This window comes from Vogesella oryzagri (genome assembly GCF_040148885.1).
GTDB lineage: Bacteria > Pseudomonadota > Gammaproteobacteria > Burkholderiales > Chromobacteriaceae > Vogesella > Vogesella oryzagri.
In genome coordinates this window covers 93,733-113,264 of the sequence record NZ_JBEFLD010000003.1, presented here as the reverse complement: position 1 = coordinate 113,264, position 19,532 = coordinate 93,733, and the positions used below count along the sequence as shown (strand labels likewise).

The following is a 19,532-nucleotide window of genomic DNA, read 5'->3' as shown; positions in this document are numbered from 1 at the left end:
GAAATAAACGCTGGCGGGAACGAATTGGGTGCGGCAGGCCACGCCGGGTCAAACTTTGCTGCAAACCCCGAAACTGGCTTGGCGTTGCGGGATGGGAACTGGCGTGAGTGCGTCATGCATGTAAATGCATTAACATCGCTACTTTGGGGTGAGCGAGACAACCTTGGCTGCGTCCGGGAAACCGGCGTCAGGCCTGGCAATAAGCCAGCCGGCCAGTCGGTGTTGCGCAGCAGCGCCGCAAACATCCTGTCCGCGACCCTTTACCGGTGAGCTTCTCGCACGAAAGCATGGCGAAAAGCCCACGAAGTATAAGCATTATGACTGACATTCGCAAAGATTCTGTAACCCTGCACCGTGTAGACGAAAACGGCGCCGAGCAGCGGCTGGACAACTACCTGGTCCGACTCCTGCGCGGCGTGCCCAAAAGCCATATTTACCGCATCATCCGCTCCGGCGAAATTCGCGTGAACAAGGGCCGCGCCCGCGCCGACACCAAGCTGGCCATCGGTGACGAAATCCGCGTCCCGCCAATACGCGTGGCCGAGCGCCCGTCCCAGGAGGCCGTGCCCGGCTGCGAGTTTCCCATCGTGTACGAAGACGATGCGCTGCTGGTCATCAACAAACCGGCCGGCGTCGCCGTACATGGCGGCAGCGGCGTGTCGTTCGGCGTGATCGAACAGCTGCGTCGCGCGCGTCCCGACGCCCGCTATCTGGAGCTGGTGCATCGCCTGGACCGGGAAACCTCCGGCCTGCTGATGATCGCCAAGAAACGTTCGGCACTGGTGAAGCTGCATGAAATGATCCGCAACGACGTGCCGCAGAAGCGCTATTTCGCGCTGGGGCTGGGCAGCTGGCCGGCCAATGTGCAGCACGTCAAGTTGCCGCTGCACCGCTTCCACACCCCCAGCGGCGAGCGCATGGTACGGGTGGATGCCGACCAGGGTATCTACGCGCACACCATTTTTAGCGTGCAACAGCGCTACCGGGGATTTACGCTGGTAGAAGCGCTGCTGCGCACCGGGCGTACGCACCAGATTCGCGTGCACATGCAGGCCAGCGGCTGCCCGATCGCCGGCGATGAAAAGTATGGTGATTTTGCCGCCAACCGCGAGCTGCAGAAGCGTGGTCTCAAGCGCATGTTCCTGCATGCGGCCAACCTGGCACTGCCGCACCCGCTCACCGGCGAGCCGCTTGCGCTGCACGCCCCGCTACCGGCCGAACTGACCCGCTTTCTGGATACCCTGACACATGAAGCATGAACTTGATCTGATCGTGTTCGACTGGGATGGCACGCTGATGGACTCCACCGCCCACATCGTGCACTCCATCCAGGCCGCCTGCCGCGACCTGGGCCTGCCCACCCCGCCGCGCGAACGTGCCAGCCACGTCATCGGCTTGGGGCTGGTGGATGCGATGCGCTACGTCTGCCCCGGCCTGCCGGAAAGCGGCTACCAGGACATGGTGCAAGCCTATCGCCACCACTACCTGTCCGGCGACGAAACCATCGAGTTGTTCGACGGCGTGGTGGAAGGGTTGGCCGCATTGGAAGACGCCGGCTACCTGCTGGCGGTAGCCACCGGCAAGAGCCGTGTCGGGCTGGACCGCGTGCTGGCCGCCACCGGCATCGGCAAGCACTTCCTCACAACCCGCACCGTGGATGAGTGCCAGTCAAAGCCGCACCCGGAAATGCTGCTGCAGATCACCGAGCAGCTAGGCATGCTGCCGGCGCGCACGCTGATGGTGGGCGACACCACCCACGACCTGCTGATGGCACGCAACGCCGGCACCATGGCCGCCGGTGTCAGCTACGGCGCCCACCCGCTGGAAGACCTGGAAGACTGCGAACCGCGCGCCATCTTCCACAGTTTTGCCGAACTGCAGGCATGGCTGCTCAGCGGCAACTGATTGCCCGCAGCGAGCAGCTGCAAGACGGTGGCCGTGGCGTGCGCTTCGAGGTACAGATTCCCGGCGAGACCGCACCGGCGTTTGCCATTCGCAGCGGCGGCGCGGTACACGCCTATCTGAACCGCTGCCGGCATGTCCCCACGGAACTGGACTGGCAGGACGGCCGCTTCTTTGACAGCAGCGGCCAGTATCTGATCTGCAGCCTGCATGGCGCCTTGTACCTGCCAGATAGCGGGCAGTGCATCGCCGGCCCTTGCTATGGCCGCAGCCTGTTCAAGCTGCAGGTCGAAGAAATCGACGGCCAGGTATACTATTTGCCCGTCATGGACAAGTGACACGAGGATAACCTTGGAACACGAACCACACTGGGAACGCCAATTGATCGAAAAGCTGGCCAGCGCCGGCCTGATCGAGCAGCGTCGGACACGCCGCTGGAAAACCTTCTTTCGCCTGATGTGGCTTGGCGTCGCCATCGGCCTGCTATTTCTGCTGTTCAGCAGCTCGGGCTTCGAGCGCGAACATGCCGGCAAACATACCGCCATGGTGGCACTGGAAGGGGTGATCGACAGCGAGGGCCAGGCCGGCGCCAAGCTGGTAGAAGGCCTGAAGCAGGCCTACGACGACCCGAACACCCGCGGCATCATCATCCGTGCCAATAGCCCAGGCGGCAGCCCCGCCCTGTCCGGTATTGCCAACGATGAAATCCGCCTGCTGAAAAAACGCCACCCGGCGGTACCGTTGTATGTGGTGGTGGAAGAAGTCTGCGCCTCCGGCTGCTACTACATCGCCGCGGCGGCAGACCGCATCTACGTGGACAAGGCCAGTCTGGTCGGCTCCATCGGCGTGATTTCCGAAGGCTTCGGCTTTGACAAGGCAATGGGCAAGCTCGGCATCGAACGCCGCCTGGCCACCGCCGGCAGCAACAAGGGCATGGGCGACCCGTTCTCGCCGCAGGACCCGCGCCAGGAAGCCATTCGCCAGTCGCTGCTGAACGAGATCCACCAGCAGTTCATCGCCGTGGTGAAACAGGGCCGCGGCCAACGTTTGCACAATGATCCAGACCTGTTCAGCGGCCGCGTCTGGCTGGGAAGCAGCGCCATCCCGCTGGGGCTGGCCGATGGTCTGGGCTCGATAAACTCGGTGGCCCGCGACATCATCAAGGCCGATACCCTGGTGGATTACACGCCGGATGACGACTTTGCCAGCCGCGTGGCGCGCCAGATGGGCGTGATGTTCCGCGGCAGCGTCCAAACCCTGTTCGATACCCGCTGGCGCTAGACCGCACCACAACAGGTTGGCCGCAGGCCGCATTGTTCTACCCAAGGGGGCAACACATGGCGCGACGCCGCAGACAGGAAGAAGAACACGAGAATCACGAGCGCTGGCTGGTTTCCTACGCCGACTTCATCACCCTGCTGTTCGCCTTTTTTGTGGTGATGTACTCGATCTCGCAGGTAAACGAAGGCAAATACCGTGTACTGTCCAGCGCCATGGTGGACGCCTTCCGCGAGGGCAGCCTGGCGATCCAGGCCACGCCGCCGGCCGGCAGCGCCAACACCATGATCGAACTGCCCAACACCAAGCCGATTGCCACCGCGGTCAAGGGCGAAGCCCGGCTGCGGGAGCGGCAAAAGCTGGAAACACTCACCAGCGGTCTGGCCAAGACGCTGTCGCCACTGATCCAGGGCGGCCAGCTGTCCATGCGCCAGGACGACGAAGGCATTCATGTCGAGATCCGCGACACCGCGCTCTTCCCCGCCGGTCAGGCCAGCCCGCTGGGCAACTCGCCGCAGCTGCTGGCCGATGTGGCACGCCAACTCGCCAGCGTGGATAACCAGATCCGGGTGGAAGGCTTCACCGACAACACCCCGATCCGTAACGCGATGTATCCGTCCAACTGGGAGCTGTCCGCCGCACGCGCCGGCAGCATCGTGCGCCTGTTCATGGAAAACGGCATTGCGCCGGAGCGGCTGGTCGCCGTTGGCCGCGCCGAAACCAAGCCCGCCGCCGACAACAACAGCACCGAAGGCCGCGCCAAGAACCGCCGCGTGGCGATCACCATCATTTCCAACACCGCGCTGCCGCAGGATAGCCTGCCGGCAGGCGGCAACCGTGTACCCACTCCGTAACGGCTACGCCGAGGAATCCATCATGACCACGCACATCACACCGGCCGCTCTGGCGCAACTGTTTACCGATGCCCGCACCCACACCCACTGGCAAGAGCGCAAGGTGAGCGAAACCACCCTGCACGAACTGTTCGACCTGCTGAAAATGGCCCCCACCAGCGCCAACTGTTCGCCGGCGCGCTTTGTGTTCGTGCAATCGCCGGAAGCCAAGGCCAAACTCAAGCCCTGCCTGTCTGCCGGTAATGTCGACAAGACCATGCTGGCTCCGGTGACCGTCATCGTCGGCATGGACATGCAGTTCTACGAGCAACTGGGCAAGCTGTTTCCGCACAGCCCGGACGCGCGCAGCTGGTTTGCCGGCAACGACGCGGTGATCCAGAGCACCGCCTTCCGCAACAGCTCGCTGCAGGGCGCCTACCTGATCATGGCGGCGCGCGCCCTAGGGCTGGATTGCGGCCCGATGTCCGGCTTTGACAATGCCGCGGTGGACGCCGCGTTCTTCCCGGACGGCACCGTCAAGTCCAATTTCCTGATCAATCTGGGCTACGGCGAGGCCAGCAAGCTGCATGCGCGCGCGCCGCGTTTTGCCTTTGACGACGCTTGTCAGATCGTCTAACCCCACCAGACATCGCGCCCGGTTATAATGCCGGGCGTTTTCATATCCCGGAGTTACCATGCTTTACCCCCTGATACGCCCCTTGCTGTTCAAGACCGATGCCGAAAAAGCGCATGAGATGACGCTGAAAATGCTGGATGTCGCCCACCAGCTGCAGCTCACCGGTCTGTTAGCCGGCAAGGTTGGCCGCAATCCGGTAAAAGCCATGGGACTCACCTTCCCGAATCCGGTCGGCCTGGCCGCCGGTCTGGACAAGAACGGCGACCATATCGACGCACTGGCGGCGCTGGGCTTCGGTTTCCTCGAAATCGGCACCATCACCCCGCGCCCGCAGGACGGCAACCCCAAGCCGCGCCTGTTCCGCGTGCCGGAGCACCGCGGCATCATCAACCGCATGGGCTTCAACAACAAGGGCGTGGACGTACTGCTGCAGAACGTGCGCCAAAGCCGCTTCAAGGGGATTCTGGGCATCAACATCGGCAAGAACGCCAGTACGCCGATCGAAAATGCCAAGGACGACTACCTGACCTGCCTGGACAAGGTGTACGAATGCGCCAGCTACGTCGCGGTCAATATCTCTTCGCCCAACACCAAGAACCTGCGCCAACTGCAGCAGGCCGATGAACTGTCCGACCTGCTGCTGGCGCTGAAAAACCGCCAGTCGCGACTGGCAGACCAGTACGGCCGCTACGTACCGCTGGCGGTGAAGATCGCACCGGATCTGGATGCCGAGCAGACCGAGGCCATCGCCCGCCTGCTGATGCAACACAAGCTGGATGCGGTGATCGCCACCAACACCACACTGTCGCGCAGCGAAATTGCCGGCCATCCGCTGGAACACGAGACCGGCGGTCTGTCCGGTGCGCCGGTACGTCAGCGCTCCACCCAGCTGATCCGCAATCTGGCCACCGCGCTGGACGGCGCACTGCCCATCATCGGCGTGGGCGGCATTCTGTGCGGCGAAGACGCACAAGAGAAGATCGCCGCCGGTGCCACGCTGGTGCAGCTGTATTCCGGCCTGATCTATCGTGGCCCGGGCCTGATTGCCGAGTGTGCCAGCGCACTGCAGTCGCGCTGACGCTGCGGCCAACCTGGCAACGCAAAAGCCCGCCTAGGCGGGCTTTGTTGCATCTGGCGACAGCTTACGAGTCGGCGGCAGGCGGCGGAAACGCTACCCAGCGCCCCTCTTCCAGCTTTTCCAGCGGCTGATAGCGCTGCTTGTACACCATCTTGGGCGATTCACCGATCCAGTAGCCCAGGTACACATGCGGCAAACCCAGGCGGCGCGCCAGTTCCACCTGCCACAACACGCCATACACGCCATAGGCGGCCCCCGGAATATCCGGATCGAAAAAGGTGTACACCGCCGACAGACCATCATCCAGCCGGTCGATCAGGCTCACCATGCGCAGCACGCCGTCCTCGCGGAATTCCACCAGCCAGCTTTCCACCCGGCTCTTCAGGATGAATTCGGCGTACTGCGCCGGATCGTCCTCCGACATGCCTCCACCATCGTGGCGTGCCTTCTGGTAGCGGCAATACAGCTGGTAGTGTTCTTCGACAAACGTCAGTGGCAGGATGGTGCTGACAAGGTTGCCATGCCGGCGCGCGGTTCGCCGCTGGCTGCGGTCCGGCACAAAACGCGCTACCGGGATGCGTACTGGGGTGCAGGCATGGCAGTCATCGCAGTAGGGACGGTAGGTGAAGTGGCCACTGCGCCGGAAGCCCAGCCCCACCAGCTTGGAGTACACGCTGCTGTCGATGGCATCCGCCGGGATCGCCACCTGCGAGCGCGCCTGCCGCGCGTCCAGATAGCTGCAGGCATAGGGCGCGGTGGCATAGAAATGAATGATGGCTACTGCATCGTCACGATGGCTCATTGCAAAACTCGGTGGCCCACAGGGCAGCAGGTGCTGGCTGTACGGTATACGTTTCGAGTCTAGCAACAAATTCGTCACGGTGGACGAGATGCGCGCCCAGGCTTTCCAGGTGCGGCGTAAACATCTGGCAATCGATCATGCCGAAACCATTGGCGAACAGGCATTCCGCCGCGCGCACCAGCGCAATCTTGGAAGCATCGCTCACCCGGTGGAACATCGATTCGCCATAGAACATGCGGCCAACCGCCACGCCGTACAGGCCGCCCACCAGCCGGCCCTGCTGCCAGACTTCGGCGGAATGGGCGTGTCCGGCGGCATGCAGTGCGCAATAGGCGGCAATCATTTCTTCGGTGATCCAGGTGCCGGACTGGCCGTCGCGCGGGGCGGCACATTCGCGCACCACCTGCTCAAACGCGGTATCGAAGCGAAAGGTGTAAGGCTTGTTGCGCAGCGCCTTGGCCAGCGAGCGGGTCACCCGCACGCCGTCGGGCTCCAGCACCATGCGCTGCGATGGTGCCCACCACAGTATTGGGTCGCCGGGAGAAAACCAGGGAAAGATGCCGCGCTGATAGCCGGCCAATAGCCGGCCACTGGAAAGATCGCCGCCGGCGGCCAACAGCCCGTCCGGCTCGGTTAATGCGCGCGTCAGCGGAGGAAAGACGTAGGCATCACCCAGAATGGGGATCATCTGCGGTAGGGTTTGTGCTCGGTGCTGGCGCACTCGCTGCACTCGCCATACAGGTACAGCGAGTGTTCCTGGATGGTAAAGCCGTGCGCGGCGGCAATGCGGTTCTGCAGTTCTTCGATCTGCGGATCGAAGAACTCGGTCACCTTGCCACAGCGGTAGCACACCATGTGGTCGTGATGGCCGCCTTCGTTCAACTCGTACACGGCCTTGCCGGATTCGAAATGGTGGCGCACCAGAATACCCGCCTGCTCGAACTGAGTCAGCACACGATAAATGGTGGCCAGGCCGATATCCGCATCCTCGGCCAGCAGTTTTTTGTACACGTCCTCTGCCGACAGGTGGCGGTCGTTGCTGGTTTCAAACAGATCGAGAATGCGCAGGCGTGGACCGGTGGCTTTCAGGCCGATGCCCTTCAGGTGGCTGGCTTTGTTCATGTGTTTTGCGGTGTATATCGTGGTTGGCGGTCTTCCAGTATGATAAAGCCTTTCAGCAGATTCCCCAAATGTGAAGGTTCTCATGGCAAAACTGCTCAAGCCCGTGCTGATGCTGTCTGTGCTGTTGCTGGCAGGCTGCAGCAGCCTCAACCCGATGAACTGGTTTACCGCGCACCGCATGGATATCCAGCAGGGTAACTACGTGACCGAAGACGCGGTCGCCCGCGTGAAGCCGGGCATGAACCGCTCGCAGGTGCGCTTCCTGCTGGGCACCCCGCTTCTGACCGACATTTTCCACGCCAATCGCTGGGACTACCTGTACCGCATCGAGCGTCCGGGTAAGCCGAGCGAGGAAAAGAACCTGGTGGTGTACTTCAACGCCAATGACCAGGTAGAACGCGTGGACGGCCAGGCCTTCCCGGCGCTGCGCCCGCAACTGGAAGCCAGCAACCCGATTGGACAAGTCAAGCAATGAGTACCCTGAACATCGTTATCGTCGGCGCCGGTGGCCGCATGGGCCGCACGCTGATCGAATCCGTCCTTGATGCCGCCGATACCCGCCTGCACGCCGCGCTGGAGCGTGAAGGCTCCCCGTTCATCGGCCAGGATGCCGGTCTGTTCATGGGCCGGGATACCGGCGTCAAGATCAGTTCGGATTTCAACGCCGCACTGGCCGGCGCCGATGTGGTGATCGATTTCACCCGTCCGGAAGGCACGCTGGCGCATATGGCGGCCTGCGTGGCAAACAACGTGCAGCTGATCATCGGCACCACCGGCTTTGATGATGCCGGCAAAGCCGCCATCAAGGCTGCCGCCGAAAAGATCGGCATCGTGTTTGCGGCCAACTTCAGCGTGGGGGTGAACCTCACCTTCAAGCTGCTGGACATGGCAGCGCGCGTGCTGAACGAAGGTTACGATATCGAGATCACCGAAGCGCACCACCGCTTCAAGGTGGATGCACCATCCGGCACCGCACTGCGCATGGGCGAAGTGGTGGCCGAGGCGCTGGGCCGCGACCTGAAGCAGTGTGCCGTCTACGGCCGTGAAGGCGTGACCGGCGAACGCGATCCGGGCGCCATCGGCTTTGCCACCGTGCGCGCCGGCGATGTGGTGGGCGACCACACCGTGCTGTTCGCCGCGCTGGGCGAGCGCGTGGAAATCACCCACAAAGCCTCCAGCCGCGCCACCTTCGCCAATGGTGCGGTGCGCGCGGCCAAATGGCTGTCCGCCAAGCCGCACGGCCTGTTCGACATGCAGGACGTGCTTGGCCTGCGCTAAGCCCGCCCGATGACCACCCGCTCGTGGTTACTACTACTGGCCAGCCTTACCGGGCTGGCCAGTGTCATTTCACTGCTCGCCGGCCACGATGTCGCCAGCAGTGTCGCCGCCTTGCTGCAACTACCGGGACACGACCCGCTGCAGCGCATGCTGCTGCTGGAGCTGCGCCTGCCGCGCATCGTCAGCGCCGCCGCAGCCGGTGCGTTGCTGGCTTGTGCCGGGCTGGCCATTCAGGCCCGTTTTCATAACGACCTGGCCGAGCCCGGCCTGATCGGCATTTCCGGTGGCGGCGCGCTGGCCGCCGCACTGGCGCTGGCCGCCGCCTGGCCGGCACAGCTGGTTTCCGTGGCGGCGTTTGCCGGCGCCACGCTGGCGCTGCTGGCGATCCAGACCCTGGCGCACGGCCGCGCCGCCGCCAAGCTGCTGCTGGCCGGCGTGGCCGTCAACGCGCTATGCGGCAGCCTGCTTACCCTGCTGATTACCACCCTGCCCGATGGCGGCCTGCGCAATGTCACCTTCTGGCTGATGGGCAGCTTTGCCGGTGCCAGTGCGACGCAAGCCGCCCTACTGCTGACAGCAGCCGGCGTGATCGCCTGTTTGCTGTGGCGGCAGGCCGCCTTCCTGCAGGCGCTGCAGCTGGGTGACCGCGCCGCGTTCTACGGCGGCTTCGACGTTGGCCGCGAGGGCTGGCGCACGGTGCTGCTGGCTACGCTGGCCTGTGGACTGGTAGTGGCGCAATGCGGCATGGTCGGCTTTATCGGCCTGATGGCGCCGCACATCCTGCGTCGGCTGATCGGCCTGCAGCTGCGACCGCTGCTGCTGCTGACGCCGCTGGCTGGTGCGCTGCTAGCAGTGCTGGCCGACCTGATTGCCAGCCAGGCACTGTACCCGGCCGAATTGCCGGTCGGCGTGATTACCAGCCTGGCCGGGGCCCCGTTCTTCCTCTACCTGCTGGCCAGGCAGCGAGGCGCGCATGCTTGAAGCGCGCGCCCTGTGCCTGCAACACCCGGCCCGCCTGGACGATGTCAGCGCCACGCTGCGGCCGGGTGAACTCAGCGTCATCCTGGGGCCCAACGGCGCCGGTAAAAGCACCCTGCTGCACCTGCTGGGCGGTGCCACGCGCCCGCTGTCGGGCGCAGTCTGGCTGGATGGCAAACCGTTGGCCGCACTGTCTGCCGCCCAACTAGCTCGGCAGCGCGCGCTGGTGGAGCAGCAACCGGCCCGACCTGCCGGCATGGCGGTGGACACTCTGCTGACCATCGGCGTAGCCGAGCACAGCCCGGCGGCCCGGCAGCAGGCCATCGACTACACCTGCATTCACGACCTGTTGCACCGTGACTGCGCCAGCTTGTCCGGCGGCGAGCTGGCCCGTGTCCATCTGGCCCGCGCCCTGCACCAGCTGCTGAGCAGCGACAGCGCTCCGCGCTATCTGCTGCTGGACGAACCCACCGCCGCGCTGGACATCGGTGCGGCCAACCTGCAGCTGGCCAGCCTGCGGCAGATCGCCCGGCAACACCAACTGGGGATGGTGGCGGTGCTGCACGATGTCAATCTGGCGGTGCAGCATGCCGATCGCGTGCTGCTACTGAAAGCCGGCCGCGCCGTGGCCAGCGGCTCTGCCGACGACACCCTGCAGCTGCCGCTGCTGCAGGCGCTGTACGATACGCCGCTGCGCGAACTGCGCGACGACAACGGCCGCCGCGCCTTTATTGCCGGCTAGGCCACCACTACACACCACAAAGACAAGGCCGGGCATCTGCCCGGCCTTGTCTTTGCGTCATGCGGCCAACCCTTACGCCATGGCCGGCACTTCCGGTTTTACTTCGAAACGCTGCTGCACGCTGCCATCGGCATCCACGCTCTCCAGCCGCACATCGAAGCCCCATAGTCGCGCCACATGTTTGAGCACCTCCTGCGCGCTACCGTCATCCAGCGGTTTGCGATTATGTCGGGTATGACGCAGCGTCAAGCTGCGGTCGCCACGCACGTTCACCGACCACACCTGGATATTCGGCTCGCGCGAGCCCAGGTTGTATTGCTCGGACAGCATGGTACGGATGCGACGGTAGCCGGCATCGTCATGGATGGCCGCCACTTCCAGTTTGTCGTCCTGATCGTCATCGCGAATGGCAAAGAAGCGGAAGTCGCGAATCAGCTTGGGCGACAGGTATTGCGACACGAAGCTTTCATCCTTGAAGTTCTTCATCGCGAACTCCAGCACCGGCCGCCACGGCTGGCCGGCGATGTCCGGGAACCATTCGCGGTCCTCGGCGGTAGGGTTTTCGCAGATGCGCTTGATGTCCTGGTACATGGAAAAACCCAGCGCATACGGGTTGATGCCGTTGTACCAGCGTGCCGTTACCGGCGGCTGGTACACCACATTGGTGTGGCTTTGCAAAAACTCCATCATGAAGCCATCGGTGACCAGCCCCTTTTCGAACAGGCGGTTGAGGATGGTGTAGTGCCAGAAGGTGGCCCAGCCCTCGTTCATCACCTGGGTCTGGCGCTGCGGGTAGAAATACTGCGCCACCTTGCGCACGATGCGCACGATCTCGCGCTGCCACGGCTCCAGCAGCGGGGCGGATTTCTCGATGAAATACAGGATGTTTTCCTGCGGCTCGGCCGGAAAGCGCGGTGCGGCACGGTTGCTGTCATCGCGCTCACGGCGCGGAATGGTGCGCCACAGGTCGTTGACCTGCGTCTGCAGGTACTGCTCGCGCTCGTGCAGCCGCGCCTGCTCCTCGGCCAGCGACAATTTCTGCGGCCGCTTGTAGCGGTCCACGCCGTAATTCATCAGTGCGTGGCAGGAGTCCAGCAGCTCTTCCACCGCCTCGATGCCGTAACGCTCTTCGCAGCGGCTGATGTACTGCTTGGCAAACACCAGGTAGTCGATGATGGCCGAGGCGTCGGTCCAGGTGCGGAACAGATAGTTGCCCTTGAAGAAGCTGTTATGGCCATAGGCGGCGTGCGCGATCACCAGCGCCTGCATGGTCATGGAGTTTTCTTCCATCAGATAGGCAATGCAGGGGTTGGAGTTGATCACGATTTCATACGCCAGCCCCATCTGGCCGCGCTTGTAGCCTTTCTCGGTGGAGACGAAATGCTTGCCGAAGCTCCAGTGGTGATAGTTCACCGGCATGCCGACCGACGAGTAGGCATCCATCATCTGCTCGGCGGTGATGATTTCCAGCTGGTTGGGGTAGCAGTCCAGCTTGAACTCTTCCAGGGCAATCACGCGGATCGCCTTGTCGTATTCGTTGATCAGGTCGAAGGTCCATTCGGACCCGGTAGAGATGGGTTTCATGCGCTCTCCCTCCCCTTGTGCGCTGCGGCCAACCTTAGCGGGTGGCCGGCTGCCGCTTGAACAGTTCGCGGAACACCGGGTAGATGTCGGCCGGCGTGCGGATCTTCTGCATGGCGAAGTGCTTGCTGTGTTCAGCCACTTTCACGTACTCGTACCACAGGTTCTGCGGCTCGCCTTCGGTGATTTCGATGTAGGCAAAATACTGGCACCACGGCAGTAGCTGCTCCTGCAGAATGCGGCTGCAGTTGGCCGAATCGCTGTCCCAGTTATCTCCATCAGACGCCTGCGCGGCATAGATGTTCCACTCGCTGTTGGCGTAGCGTTTTTTCACCACGTCCGCCATCAGGTTCAGCGCCGATGACACCACCGTGCCGCCGGATTCGCGCGAGTGGAAAAAGTCATGCTCGTTCACTTCCACCGCACTGGTGTGGTGACGGATGAACACCACCTCGATCTTCTCGTAATTACGCTGCAAGAACAGGTACAGCAGGATGAAGAAGCGCTTGGCCATGTCCTTCTTGCCTTCATCCATCGAGCCGGACACGTCCATCAGGCAGAACATCACCGCCTTGCTGGTGGGCTTGGGCTGCTTCACCCGGTTGTTGTAGCGCAGGTCGAACGGATCGATGAACGGGATGCGGTTCACCTTGTCGCGCAAGGCATGAATCTGCTTGCGCCGTGCGCGCACTTCCACGCCGTTGTCCTCGTCGGACTCCAGCAGCGTGTCCAGGTCTTCTTCTGCCTCGCGCAGCTCGCGCAGTGTCGGCGCCCCCATCGCCACCCGCCGGGCCAGTGCGCCGCGCAGGCTGCGCACGATGCTGATGTTGGCAGGAGTGCCGTCGTTGGTGTAGCCGGCACGCACCGGCTTCATTTCCTCAATCCCCACCAGCTGGGTCTTGATCAGGTTGGGCAGCGCCAGGTCTTCGAAGAACACGTTCATGAACTCTTCGCGTGACAGCTGGAACACGAAGTCGTCCTCGCCCTCGCCCTCGTTACTGGCCTTGCCGCCACCACCGCTGCCACCGCCACCCTGCGGACGATTCAGGCGGTCGCCCTCGATGAACTCCTCGTTGCCCGGGTGCACATGGTCGGCCACGCCGCCACGCCCGTGGTGAAAGGCCGGTTCGGAAATATCCTTTACCGGAATGGATACGCTCTCACCGTTTTCGATGTCGGTGATGCTGCGCCCCTTGATGGCCTTGCCGACCGCTTCTTTGATCTGGGCTTTGAAACGCCGCAGGAAGCGCTCGCGGTTGACGGCAGACTTGTTCTTGCCGTTCAGTCTTCTGTCGATAATATGCGACATGCTTGCCTCCTAGCCTGCTGACGGCGAAACCGGCAGCGGTTGGCCGCACTTGGCGGCCAACCTGCTACCTGCGACTCAGGACGACTTGCGCACACGCAGATACCACTCGCACAGCAGCCGTACCTGCTTCGGCGTGTAGCCCTTGATCACCATACGATTGACGAAGTCTTCGTGCTTTTTCGCCTCGTCGGTGCTGGCCTTGGCATTGAAACTGATCACTGGCAGCAGTTCTTCCGTATTGGAGAACATCTTTTTCTCGATCACGGTGCGCAGCTTTTCATAGCTGGTCCACTGCGGATTCTTGCCGGCATTGCTGGCCCGCGCCCGCAGTACGAAGTTGACGATCTCGTTGCGGAAGTCCTTCGGGTTGGAAATCCCCGCCGGTTTCTCGATTTTCTCCAGCTCGGCATTCAGCGACGTACGATCGAAGCTCTCGCCGGTGTCCGGGTCACGGTATTCCTGATCCTGGATCCAGAAGTCGGCAAAGGTGACGTAGCGGTCAAAAATGTTCTGGCCGTATTCGCTGTAGCTTTCCAGATAGGCGGTCTGGATTTCCTTGCCGATGAACTCGACGTACTTCGGCGCCAGATACTCCTTGATGAAGGTAAGGTACTTCTGCTCCAGCTCCGGCGGAAACTGCTCGCGCTCTACCTGTTGTTCCAGTACGTACAACAGGTGTACCGGGTTGGCCGCCACCTCGGTGTGGTCGAAGTTGAACACCTTGGACAGAATCTTGTAGGCAAAGCGGGTGGAAAGCCCGTTCATGCCCTCGTCCACCCCGGCAAAGTCGCGGTATTCCTGCAGCGACTTGGCTTTCGGATCGGTGTCCTTCAGGTTCTCACCATCGTACACCTGCATCTTGCTGTACAGGCTGGAGTTCTCCGGATCTTTCAGCCGCGACAGCACCGCGAATTGCGCCATCATTTTCAGCGTGCCCGGTGCGCAGGGCGAGCCGGACAGCGAAGAGTTGCTCAGCAGTTTGTCGTAGATACGGATTTCGTCCGACACCCGCAAGCAGTACGGCACCTTGACGATGTAGATACGATCGAGGAAGGCTTCGTTGTTCTTGTTGTTGCGGAACTGCTTCCATTCGCTTTCGTTGGAGTGCGCCAGGATGATGCCGTCGAACGGAATGGCGCCAAAGCCCTCGGTGCCCTTGAAGTTGCCTTCCTGGGTGGCAGTCAGCAGCGGGTGCAACACCTTGATCGGCGCCTTGAACATCTCCACGAATTCCAGCAAGCCCTGGTTGGCCAGGCACAGGCCGCCAGAGTAGCTGTAGGCATCCGGGTCGTCCTGGGCGTAGCTTTCCAGCTTGCGGATATCCACCTTGCCCACCAGCGAGCTGATGTCCTGGTTGTTCTCGTCGCCCGGTTCGGTCTTGGCCACCGCGATCTGCTTCAGCACCGACGGGTAGCGCTTCACCACGCGAAACTGGCTGATGTCGCCGTTGAACTCGTGCAGACGCTTCACTGCCCACGGGCTGGGAATGGCGCGCAGATAGCGGCGTGGAATGCCGTATTGTTCTTCCAGCAGGGCGCCATCCTCATCGTAGTTGAACAGCCCCAGCGGCGACTCGTTCACGGGGCTGCCCTTGATGCAGTAGAACGGCACCCGCTCCATCAGCTCCTTCAGCTTTTCGGCAATCGACGACTTACCACCACCCACCGGACCCAGCAGGTACAGGATCTGTTTCTTCTCTTCCAGCCCCTGTGCCGCATGGCGGAAGTAGGCCACCACTTGCTCGATGGCCTCTTCCATTCCAAAAAATTCGCGGAAGGCCGGGTACACGCGGATCATCTTGTTGCTGAAAATACGGGAGAGCCGCTGATCGTGACGGGTATCGATCACCTCCGGCTCGCCGATCGCCATCAGCATGCGTTCGGCGGCCGAGGCATAGGCCATCGGCTCACGTTTGCACAGTTCGAGGAACTCCTGAATGGTGTATTCCTCTTCGCGGGTGCGGTCGTAACGGGAAGCGTAGTGACTGAAGATGTCTGGGGTCATGGCGTCACCCTCCTGGTGGAGGCAAACGAGACCCTGGCAGAAGCGTGATTGCCGTGCCAGATCCCCCTTGCCAAGTTGTCAGCTGTCGCGGAAAAGCTGTTCTTTGATTGGGTATAGCACAGCAAAAAAGTGCAAGTAAGAAAAAGCCGACATTCCGTCGGCTTTTTTAATGCTGGCTTAATTATTCTGTATTCATGCACGGCGCTGCAGAATGCGGGCACCGATCTCATACAGTTTGCCGCGCTCCACCTCGTTGCAGCGGCGCACTTCCACCGTAGCCTCCAGTGGCCGCATCGGCACGCTGCCGACCCCGGGCACGATTACCACCACTTCCAGCTTCTCGCCGTGCTGCGGCACGTAAGAGCAACGGATGGCCATGCCGTCCACCGACAGGTCGACACACTCGCCATAGTGCGTCTCGCCGGTGTGCAGCGATTTGAACTTGGCACGGCAGCCCATGCGCATGCGGCGGCCAACGCGGCGATCCTGGTAGTGGCTCTCAAACGGTTTCACCAGCGAGCTTCCCCTGTTGCCATGCGGCCAGCCAGTGCAGGCCGACAATGGTCTTGCTGTCCGCGATTTCCCCGCTCAACGCCATCTGCTGCACTTCATCCAGCGGCAGCAGCAGCACTTCCAGGAACTCGCCCTCGTCCAGCTGCCGTTGCTGCAGCTGCAGGCCGGTGGCCAGGTAGTAGTGGATCACCTCGTCGGCATAGCCGATACACGGCCAGGCCTTGCCCAAATAAAGCCACTGCCGGGCCGTAAAGCCGGTTTCTTCCAGTAGCTCGCGCCGGGCGGTGTCGTGCGGCAACTCCGCCGGATCCAGTTTGCCCGCGGGAATTTCCCAGAACTCGCGCCCGGCCGGATAGCGATACTGCCGCTCCATCACCAGCTGGCCATCGTCGGTCAGCGCCAGCACCGCCGCCGCACCCGGGTGACGGATGAATTCGCGTGTCGCCACCTTGCCGTCGGGCAGCGAGACTTCTGCCCGGGTCACTTGCAGAAAGCCGCCACTGAATACCTGTTCGCTACGGAGAGTTTTTTCGGTCAGATCCACGCTGTGTCTTTCGGTGTTGCCATTGATGTTGCACGGCCAGGCGCCAGCACAGCATGACAAGACAGTAGCCCAGCACGCCAAGCGTCAACCCCAGCGCCGGCACCCCCAGCAGCAGGGGCTTGCCATATTCTGTCAGCCAATGGGCAAGTTGTGGCCCCCAAAATGCAATGTCATACCAGGCACCCGCCGGCATGATCGGCATTGTAGCCGTCGTATGCTGACCAAGTAACAGTAAACCGAAGCGAAACGCCAGGAAGTACAACGGCAGATAGGTAAACGGGTTGGTATACAGAGTGCAGATCAGCGCTACCGGCAGGTTGATGCGAAAAAGCAACGCCAGCGCGCCGGCGGCCAGCATCTGTGTCGGCCCCGGCATCAGTCCGGCAAACATGCCCACCGCCACCGCACGCGCCACGTTGCGGCGCTGCACGCTCCACAGCTCCGGCCGGTCCAGATAAGGACGCAGAAAGCGCAACGCCGGCGCCTGCAGCCAGCCATGGGCGATTTCCATCTTGCCGCGTACCCAGCGCTTCAGTCTTGCCATGCCAGCTCCAGCGAATGGTGTTCAGAAATGTAAGTTGCCAAAACGGCTGGAATAATTTAAACAGTCGTTTGATTAGTTCTGCCGCACGAGCAGAGCACTACGGCCGCCCACCCGGCCAACACGAGGAAACCGACCCGGCCACGCGCCGGGTCGCGCGACAACAACGGAGACCATGATGCCTGCTTATAAAGCACCGCTGCGCGATTTTGACTTTGTCCTGAACGAGCTGATCAAAGTTCAGGAGATTCTGCCCTCACTGCCGGGTTACCAGGAGGCCAGCCAGGACATCTTCAGCTCTTATCTGGAGGCCGCCGCCCAATTCTGCGAGAACGAGCTGGCGCCGCTGAACCGCCAGGCCGACGAGGAAGGCTGCCAGTTCGATGCCGCCACCAAGTCGGTAACCACGCCGGTGGGTTTCAAGGCGGCATACAAACAGTATTGCGAACTGGGCTTCCCGGCGCTGGACTGCGACCCGGCCTTCGGTGGCCAGGGCATGCCCAAATCGCTGGCCTTCCCGGTGATGGAAATGCAGTGTGCGGCCAACGTGGCGTGGTCGATGTACCCCGGCCTGTCGCACGGCGCCTATTCCGCCATCCACGCCCACGGCACGGATGAACAGAAGGCCACCTACCTGCCTCATCTGGTGGATGGCAGCTGGACCGGCACCATGTGTTTGACCGAGCCGCATTGCGGCACCGATCTGGGCCTGCTCAAATCCAAGGCCGAGCCGAACGGCGACGGCAGCTACACCATTACCGGCACCAAGATTTTCATCTCCGCCGGCGAGCACGACCTGTCCGACAACATCATCCACCTGGTGCTGGCGCGCCTGCCGGACGCCCCCAAGGACGTGAAGGGCATTTCGCTGTTCATCGTGCCCAAGTTCCACCAGGATCGCAGCCGCAACAGCGTGTACTGCGGCAGCCTGGAACACAAGATGGGCATCAAGGCTAATGCCACCGCGGTGATCAACCTCGATGGCGCCAAGGGCTGGCTGATCGGCGAGCCGAACAAGGGCCTGGCCTGCATGTTCACCATGATGAACGCCGCGCGCCTGGGCTGCGGCATGCAGGGGCTGGGCATTGGCGAGGCGTCTTACCAGGGTGCGCTGGCCTACGCTCGCGAGCGTCTGCAGATGCGCGCGCTAACCGGACCGAAATTCCCGGAGAAAGCCGCCGACCCGATCATCGTGCACCCGGACGTGCGCCGCATGCTGCTGACGCAGAAGGCCTACACCGAGGCCGGCCGCGCGCTGTCGGCGCTGCTGGCGCTGCAGCTGGACATCGAGGACAAGCACCCGGACGCCGACGCGCGTCAGGACGCCGCCGATCTGGTGGCACTGCTGACCCCGGTCGCCAAGGCGTTCATGACCGACAACGGCTACCATGCGGCCAACCTTGGCATGCAGGTATTCGGCGGCCACGGCTTCATCCGCGAATGGGGCATGGAGCAACTGGTGCGCGACTGCCGCATTTCGCAGATCTACGAAGGCACCAACGGCATCCAGGCCATCGACCTGTTGGGCCGCAAGGTGCTGATGGACCAGGGCGCCAAGCTGCGCAAGTTCAGCAAGCAGATCCACAAGTTCTGCCAGGCCAATGAAGGCAATGCGCAGCTGGCCGAGTTTGTCGGCCCGCTGAGCAAGCTGCTGAAGGAAGTCGGCGACATCACCATGGGCGTGGGCATGGCCGCGATGCAGGATCGCGACGCTGCCGGCGCCGCCGCCACCGACTACCTGCGCCTGGTCGGTCACCTGACCTATGCCTGGCTGTGGGCGTGCATGGCGGAAGTGGCCTACGCCAAGCTGGAAACCGGTGCCGATGCCTTCTATCAGGCCAAGATCACCACCGCCCGCTTCTACTACGCCAAGCTACTGCCGGAAGTGGAAGCACTGAAGGTGAGCATCAAGAGCGGCGCCCAGCCGTTGATGGCACTGGAAGACGAGCACTTCGCCTTCTGATCAACCTTGCGGCCAACGCAAACGGCGCCCTTGCGGCGCCGTTTTTCATGCTGCGGCCAACCCTGAGCCATCATCGCGGGCCGCGAAAGCGCCGCAGCAGCGCCTGCAGCTGCTCCGCGGCGGTGCCTTCCGGCTGCTCCAGCCGCAGCAACTGCAGGTGCAGCAGCAGGTTTTCCAACACCAGCCGCGCGGTGGACAGCATGTAGATCAGCTGGCATTCCTCCGGGCTGGCCTCGGCCTGCAGCGCCTCATCCCGCTGCAGCAGATCGATCATCACCAGCCGCCGCAGCTGCTCTTCGTCCATCGGCAGATCGGCAAAATCCAGCGGATCGCCCTGCTCCACCTCCTGCAACAGCTGCAGCATTGCTTCCAGCCCCAGCTTCATGATGCTTCTCCCGGTTACGTTCTGAGTGTAGCCGGCAAAAAC

The 19,532-nt window shown here is 62.5% G+C and carries 22 protein-coding genes; 12 read left to right on the top strand and 10 right to left on the bottom strand.

Annotated elements, in window-relative coordinates; genetic code table 11:
• Nucleotides 1–317 precede the first annotated feature (317 nt).
• The 7 genes from ABNW52_RS05795 to ABNW52_RS05765 are packed head-to-tail and all read left to right on the top strand — an operon-like array spanning nt 318 to nt 5,728.
• The gene (locus tag ABNW52_RS05795; protein ID WP_349585319.1) at nt 318–1,259 is read left to right on the top strand and encodes an RluA family pseudouridine synthase; all 942 of its coding nucleotides are present in this window, start codon (nt 318–320) and stop codon (nt 1,257–1,259) included.
• Nucleotides 1,249–1,905, top strand: coding sequence for an HAD-IA family hydrolase (locus tag ABNW52_RS05790; RefSeq protein WP_349585317.1), 657 nt, complete (start codon nt 1,249–1,251; stop codon nt 1,903–1,905). The genes ABNW52_RS05795 and ABNW52_RS05790 overlap by 11 nt, the downstream gene beginning before the upstream one ends.
• Nucleotides 1,884–2,240, top strand: coding sequence for a Rieske (2Fe-2S) protein (locus ABNW52_RS05785; RefSeq protein ID WP_349585314.1), 357 nt, complete (start codon nt 1,884–1,886; stop codon nt 2,238–2,240). The genes ABNW52_RS05790 and ABNW52_RS05785 overlap by 22 nt, the downstream gene beginning before the upstream one ends.
• A gap of 13 nt (nt 2,241–2,253) precedes the next feature.
• Nucleotides 2,254–3,183: a S49 family peptidase gene (locus tag ABNW52_RS05780; protein ID WP_349585311.1), complete on the top strand. Its 930-nt coding sequence runs from the start codon at nt 2,254–2,256 to the stop codon at nt 3,181–3,183.
• A 56-nt stretch (nt 3,184–3,239) separates the two neighbouring features.
• Entirely contained in the window at nt 3,240–4,034 is a 795-nt protein-coding gene (gene motD, locus ABNW52_RS05775; RefSeq protein WP_349585308.1) for a flagellar motor protein MotD, read from the top strand.
• Nucleotides 4,018–4,650, top strand: coding sequence for a malonic semialdehyde reductase (locus tag ABNW52_RS05770; RefSeq protein ID WP_349585305.1), 633 nt, complete (start codon nt 4,018–4,020; stop codon nt 4,648–4,650). Before motD ends, ABNW52_RS05770 begins: the two co-directional genes overlap by 17 nt.
• Nucleotides 4,651–4,708: 58 nt before the next feature.
• Nucleotides 4,709–5,728 (top strand): quinone-dependent dihydroorotate dehydrogenase, encoded by a 1,020-nt coding sequence (locus ABNW52_RS05765; protein ID WP_349585302.1) that lies wholly within the window; start codon nt 4,709–4,711, stop codon nt 5,726–5,728.
• Between the two features lie 64 nt (nt 5,729–5,792).
• Here the strand turns inward: ABNW52_RS05765 and ABNW52_RS05760 are convergent, their stop codons facing one another.
• From ABNW52_RS05760 to fur, 3 genes are read right to left on the bottom strand one after another with little or no spacing between them, the layout of a single operon-like run.
• Nucleotides 5,793–6,530 (bottom strand): arginyltransferase, encoded by a 738-nt coding sequence (locus tag ABNW52_RS05760; protein WP_349585299.1) that lies wholly within the window; start codon nt 6,528–6,530, stop codon nt 5,793–5,795.
• Nucleotides 6,517–7,218: a leucyl/phenylalanyl-tRNA--protein transferase gene (gene aat, locus ABNW52_RS05755; RefSeq protein WP_349585296.1), complete on the bottom strand. Its 702-nt coding sequence runs from the start codon at nt 7,216–7,218 to the stop codon at nt 6,517–6,519. Before aat ends, ABNW52_RS05760 begins: the two co-directional genes overlap by 14 nt.
• Nucleotides 7,215–7,652 carry a ferric iron uptake transcriptional regulator gene (gene fur / locus ABNW52_RS05750; protein WP_349585293.1) on the bottom strand — a complete coding sequence of 146 codons (438 nt, stop codon included), beginning with the start codon at nt 7,650–7,652 and terminating at the stop codon, nt 7,215–7,217. The genes aat and fur overlap by 4 nt, the downstream gene beginning before the upstream one ends.
• A gap of 82 nt (nt 7,653–7,734) precedes the next feature.
• On the opposite strand from fur, the gene ABNW52_RS05745 reads away from it, so the two are divergent.
• Genes ABNW52_RS05745 through ABNW52_RS05730 form a run of 4 tightly spaced genes read left to right on the top strand, consistent with a single transcriptional unit; the run spans nt 7,735 to nt 10,650 of the window.
• Nucleotides 7,735–8,127, top strand: coding sequence for an outer membrane protein assembly factor BamE (locus ABNW52_RS05745; protein ID WP_349585290.1), 393 nt, complete (start codon nt 7,735–7,737; stop codon nt 8,125–8,127).
• Complete coding sequence (gene dapB, locus ABNW52_RS05740; protein WP_349585287.1) at nt 8,124–8,930, top strand: 4-hydroxy-tetrahydrodipicolinate reductase; 807 nt, start codon at nt 8,124–8,126, stop codon at nt 8,928–8,930. Before ABNW52_RS05745 ends, dapB begins: the two co-directional genes overlap by 4 nt.
• 9 nt (nt 8,931–8,939) lie before the next feature.
• Nucleotides 8,940–9,911 (top strand): FecCD family ABC transporter permease, encoded by a 972-nt coding sequence (locus ABNW52_RS05735; RefSeq protein WP_349585285.1) that lies wholly within the window; start codon nt 8,940–8,942, stop codon nt 9,909–9,911.
• On the top strand, nt 9,904–10,650 hold the full coding sequence (locus ABNW52_RS05730) for an ABC transporter ATP-binding protein (RefSeq protein ID WP_349585282.1): 747 nt from the start codon (nt 9,904–9,906) through the stop codon (nt 10,648–10,650). The genes ABNW52_RS05735 and ABNW52_RS05730 overlap by 8 nt, the downstream gene beginning before the upstream one ends.
• A 72-nt stretch (nt 10,651–10,722) precedes the next feature.
• On the opposite strand, the gene ABNW52_RS05725 is transcribed toward ABNW52_RS05730, so the two are convergent.
• The 6 genes from ABNW52_RS05725 to ABNW52_RS05700 form a co-directional block, all read right to left on the bottom strand.
• The gene (locus ABNW52_RS05725) at nt 10,723–12,234 is read right to left on the bottom strand and encodes a SpoVR family protein (protein WP_349585279.1); all 1,512 of its coding nucleotides are present in this window, start codon (nt 12,232–12,234) and stop codon (nt 10,723–10,725) included.
• A 34-nt stretch (nt 12,235–12,268) separates the two neighbouring features.
• Nucleotides 12,269–13,540, bottom strand: a complete 1,272-nt coding sequence (locus ABNW52_RS05720; RefSeq protein WP_349585276.1) for a YeaH/YhbH family protein — start codon at nt 13,538–13,540, stop codon at nt 12,269–12,271.
• A 75-nt stretch (nt 13,541–13,615) separates the two neighbouring features.
• On the bottom strand, nt 13,616–15,544 hold the full coding sequence (locus ABNW52_RS05715; RefSeq protein ID WP_349585273.1) for a PrkA family serine protein kinase: 1,929 nt from the start codon (nt 15,542–15,544) through the stop codon (nt 13,616–13,618).
• A gap of 192 nt (nt 15,545–15,736) precedes the next feature.
• Nucleotides 15,737–16,057 (bottom strand): PilZ domain-containing protein, encoded by a 321-nt coding sequence (locus tag ABNW52_RS05710; protein WP_349585271.1) that lies wholly within the window; start codon nt 16,055–16,057, stop codon nt 15,737–15,739.
• Entirely contained in the window at nt 16,044–16,601 is a 558-nt protein-coding gene (locus ABNW52_RS05705; protein ID WP_349585268.1) for an NUDIX hydrolase, read from the bottom strand. Before ABNW52_RS05705 ends, ABNW52_RS05710 begins: the two co-directional genes overlap by 14 nt.
• On the bottom strand, nt 16,573–17,145 hold the full coding sequence (locus tag ABNW52_RS05700) for a DUF2062 domain-containing protein (RefSeq protein ID WP_349585265.1): 573 nt from the start codon (nt 17,143–17,145) through the stop codon (nt 16,573–16,575). The genes ABNW52_RS05705 and ABNW52_RS05700 overlap by 29 nt, the downstream gene beginning before the upstream one ends.
• A 172-nt stretch (nt 17,146–17,317) precedes the next feature.
• Between ABNW52_RS05700 and ABNW52_RS05695 the strand changes: the two genes are divergently transcribed.
• Entirely contained in the window at nt 17,318–19,105 is a 1,788-nt protein-coding gene (locus ABNW52_RS05695; RefSeq protein ID WP_386107145.1) for an acyl-CoA dehydrogenase C-terminal domain-containing protein, read from the top strand.
• A 70-nt stretch (nt 19,106–19,175) separates the two neighbouring features.
• Here the strand turns inward: ABNW52_RS05695 and ABNW52_RS05690 are convergent, their stop codons facing one another.
• Nucleotides 19,176–19,490 (bottom strand): hypothetical protein, encoded by a 315-nt coding sequence (locus tag ABNW52_RS05690; RefSeq protein WP_349585262.1) that lies wholly within the window; start codon nt 19,488–19,490, stop codon nt 19,176–19,178.
• Between the last annotated feature and the right edge of the window lie 42 nt (nt 19,491–19,532).

What these genes read in the sequence shown, in the direction of transcription:
- ABNW52_RS05715 (WP_349585273.1), bottom strand. Translation starts at nt 15,544, where the DNA reads ATGACCCCAGACATCTTCAGTCACTACGCTTCCCGTTACGACCGCACC.
- ABNW52_RS05760 (WP_349585299.1), bottom strand. Translation starts at nt 6,530, where the DNA reads ATGAGCCATCGTGACGATGCAGTAGCCATCATTCATTTCTATGCCACC.
- dapB (WP_349585287.1), top strand. Translation starts at nt 8,124, where the DNA reads ATGAGTACCCTGAACATCGTTATCGTCGGCGCCGGTGGCCGCATGGGC.
- ABNW52_RS05725 (WP_349585279.1), bottom strand. Translation starts at nt 12,234, where the DNA reads ATGAAACCCATCTCTACCGGGTCCGAATGGACCTTCGACCTGATCAAC.
- ABNW52_RS05700 (WP_349585265.1), bottom strand. Translation starts at nt 17,145, where the DNA reads ATGGCAAGACTGAAGCGCTGGGTACGCGGCAAGATGGAAATCGCCCAT.
- ABNW52_RS05690 (WP_349585262.1), bottom strand. Translation starts at nt 19,490, where the DNA reads ATGAAGCTGGGGCTGGAAGCAATGCTGCAGCTGTTGCAGGAGGTGGAG.
- ABNW52_RS05720 (WP_349585276.1), bottom strand. Translation starts at nt 13,540, where the DNA reads ATGTCGCATATTATCGACAGAAGACTGAACGGCAAGAACAAGTCTGCC.
- ABNW52_RS05735 (WP_349585285.1), top strand. Translation starts at nt 8,940, where the DNA reads ATGACCACCCGCTCGTGGTTACTACTACTGGCCAGCCTTACCGGGCTG.
- ABNW52_RS05745 (WP_349585290.1), top strand. Translation starts at nt 7,735, where the DNA reads ATGGCAAAACTGCTCAAGCCCGTGCTGATGCTGTCTGTGCTGTTGCTG.
- fur (WP_349585293.1), bottom strand. Translation starts at nt 7,652, where the DNA reads ATGAACAAAGCCAGCCACCTGAAGGGCATCGGCCTGAAAGCCACCGGT.
- ABNW52_RS05790 (WP_349585317.1), top strand. Translation starts at nt 1,249, where the DNA reads ATGAAGCATGAACTTGATCTGATCGTGTTCGACTGGGATGGCACGCTG.
- motD (WP_349585308.1), top strand. Translation starts at nt 3,240, where the DNA reads ATGGCGCGACGCCGCAGACAGGAAGAAGAACACGAGAATCACGAGCGC.
- ABNW52_RS05795 (WP_349585319.1), top strand. Translation starts at nt 318, where the DNA reads ATGACTGACATTCGCAAAGATTCTGTAACCCTGCACCGTGTAGACGAA.
- ABNW52_RS05785 (WP_349585314.1), top strand. Translation starts at nt 1,884, where the DNA reads ATGGCTGCTCAGCGGCAACTGATTGCCCGCAGCGAGCAGCTGCAAGAC.
- ABNW52_RS05695 (WP_386107145.1), top strand. Translation starts at nt 17,318, where the DNA reads ATGATGCCTGCTTATAAAGCACCGCTGCGCGATTTTGACTTTGTCCTG.
- ABNW52_RS05765 (WP_349585302.1), top strand. Translation starts at nt 4,709, where the DNA reads ATGCTTTACCCCCTGATACGCCCCTTGCTGTTCAAGACCGATGCCGAA.
- ABNW52_RS05730 (WP_349585282.1), top strand. Translation starts at nt 9,904, where the DNA reads ATGCTTGAAGCGCGCGCCCTGTGCCTGCAACACCCGGCCCGCCTGGAC.
- aat (WP_349585296.1), bottom strand. Translation starts at nt 7,218, where the DNA reads ATGATCCCCATTCTGGGTGATGCCTACGTCTTTCCTCCGCTGACGCGC.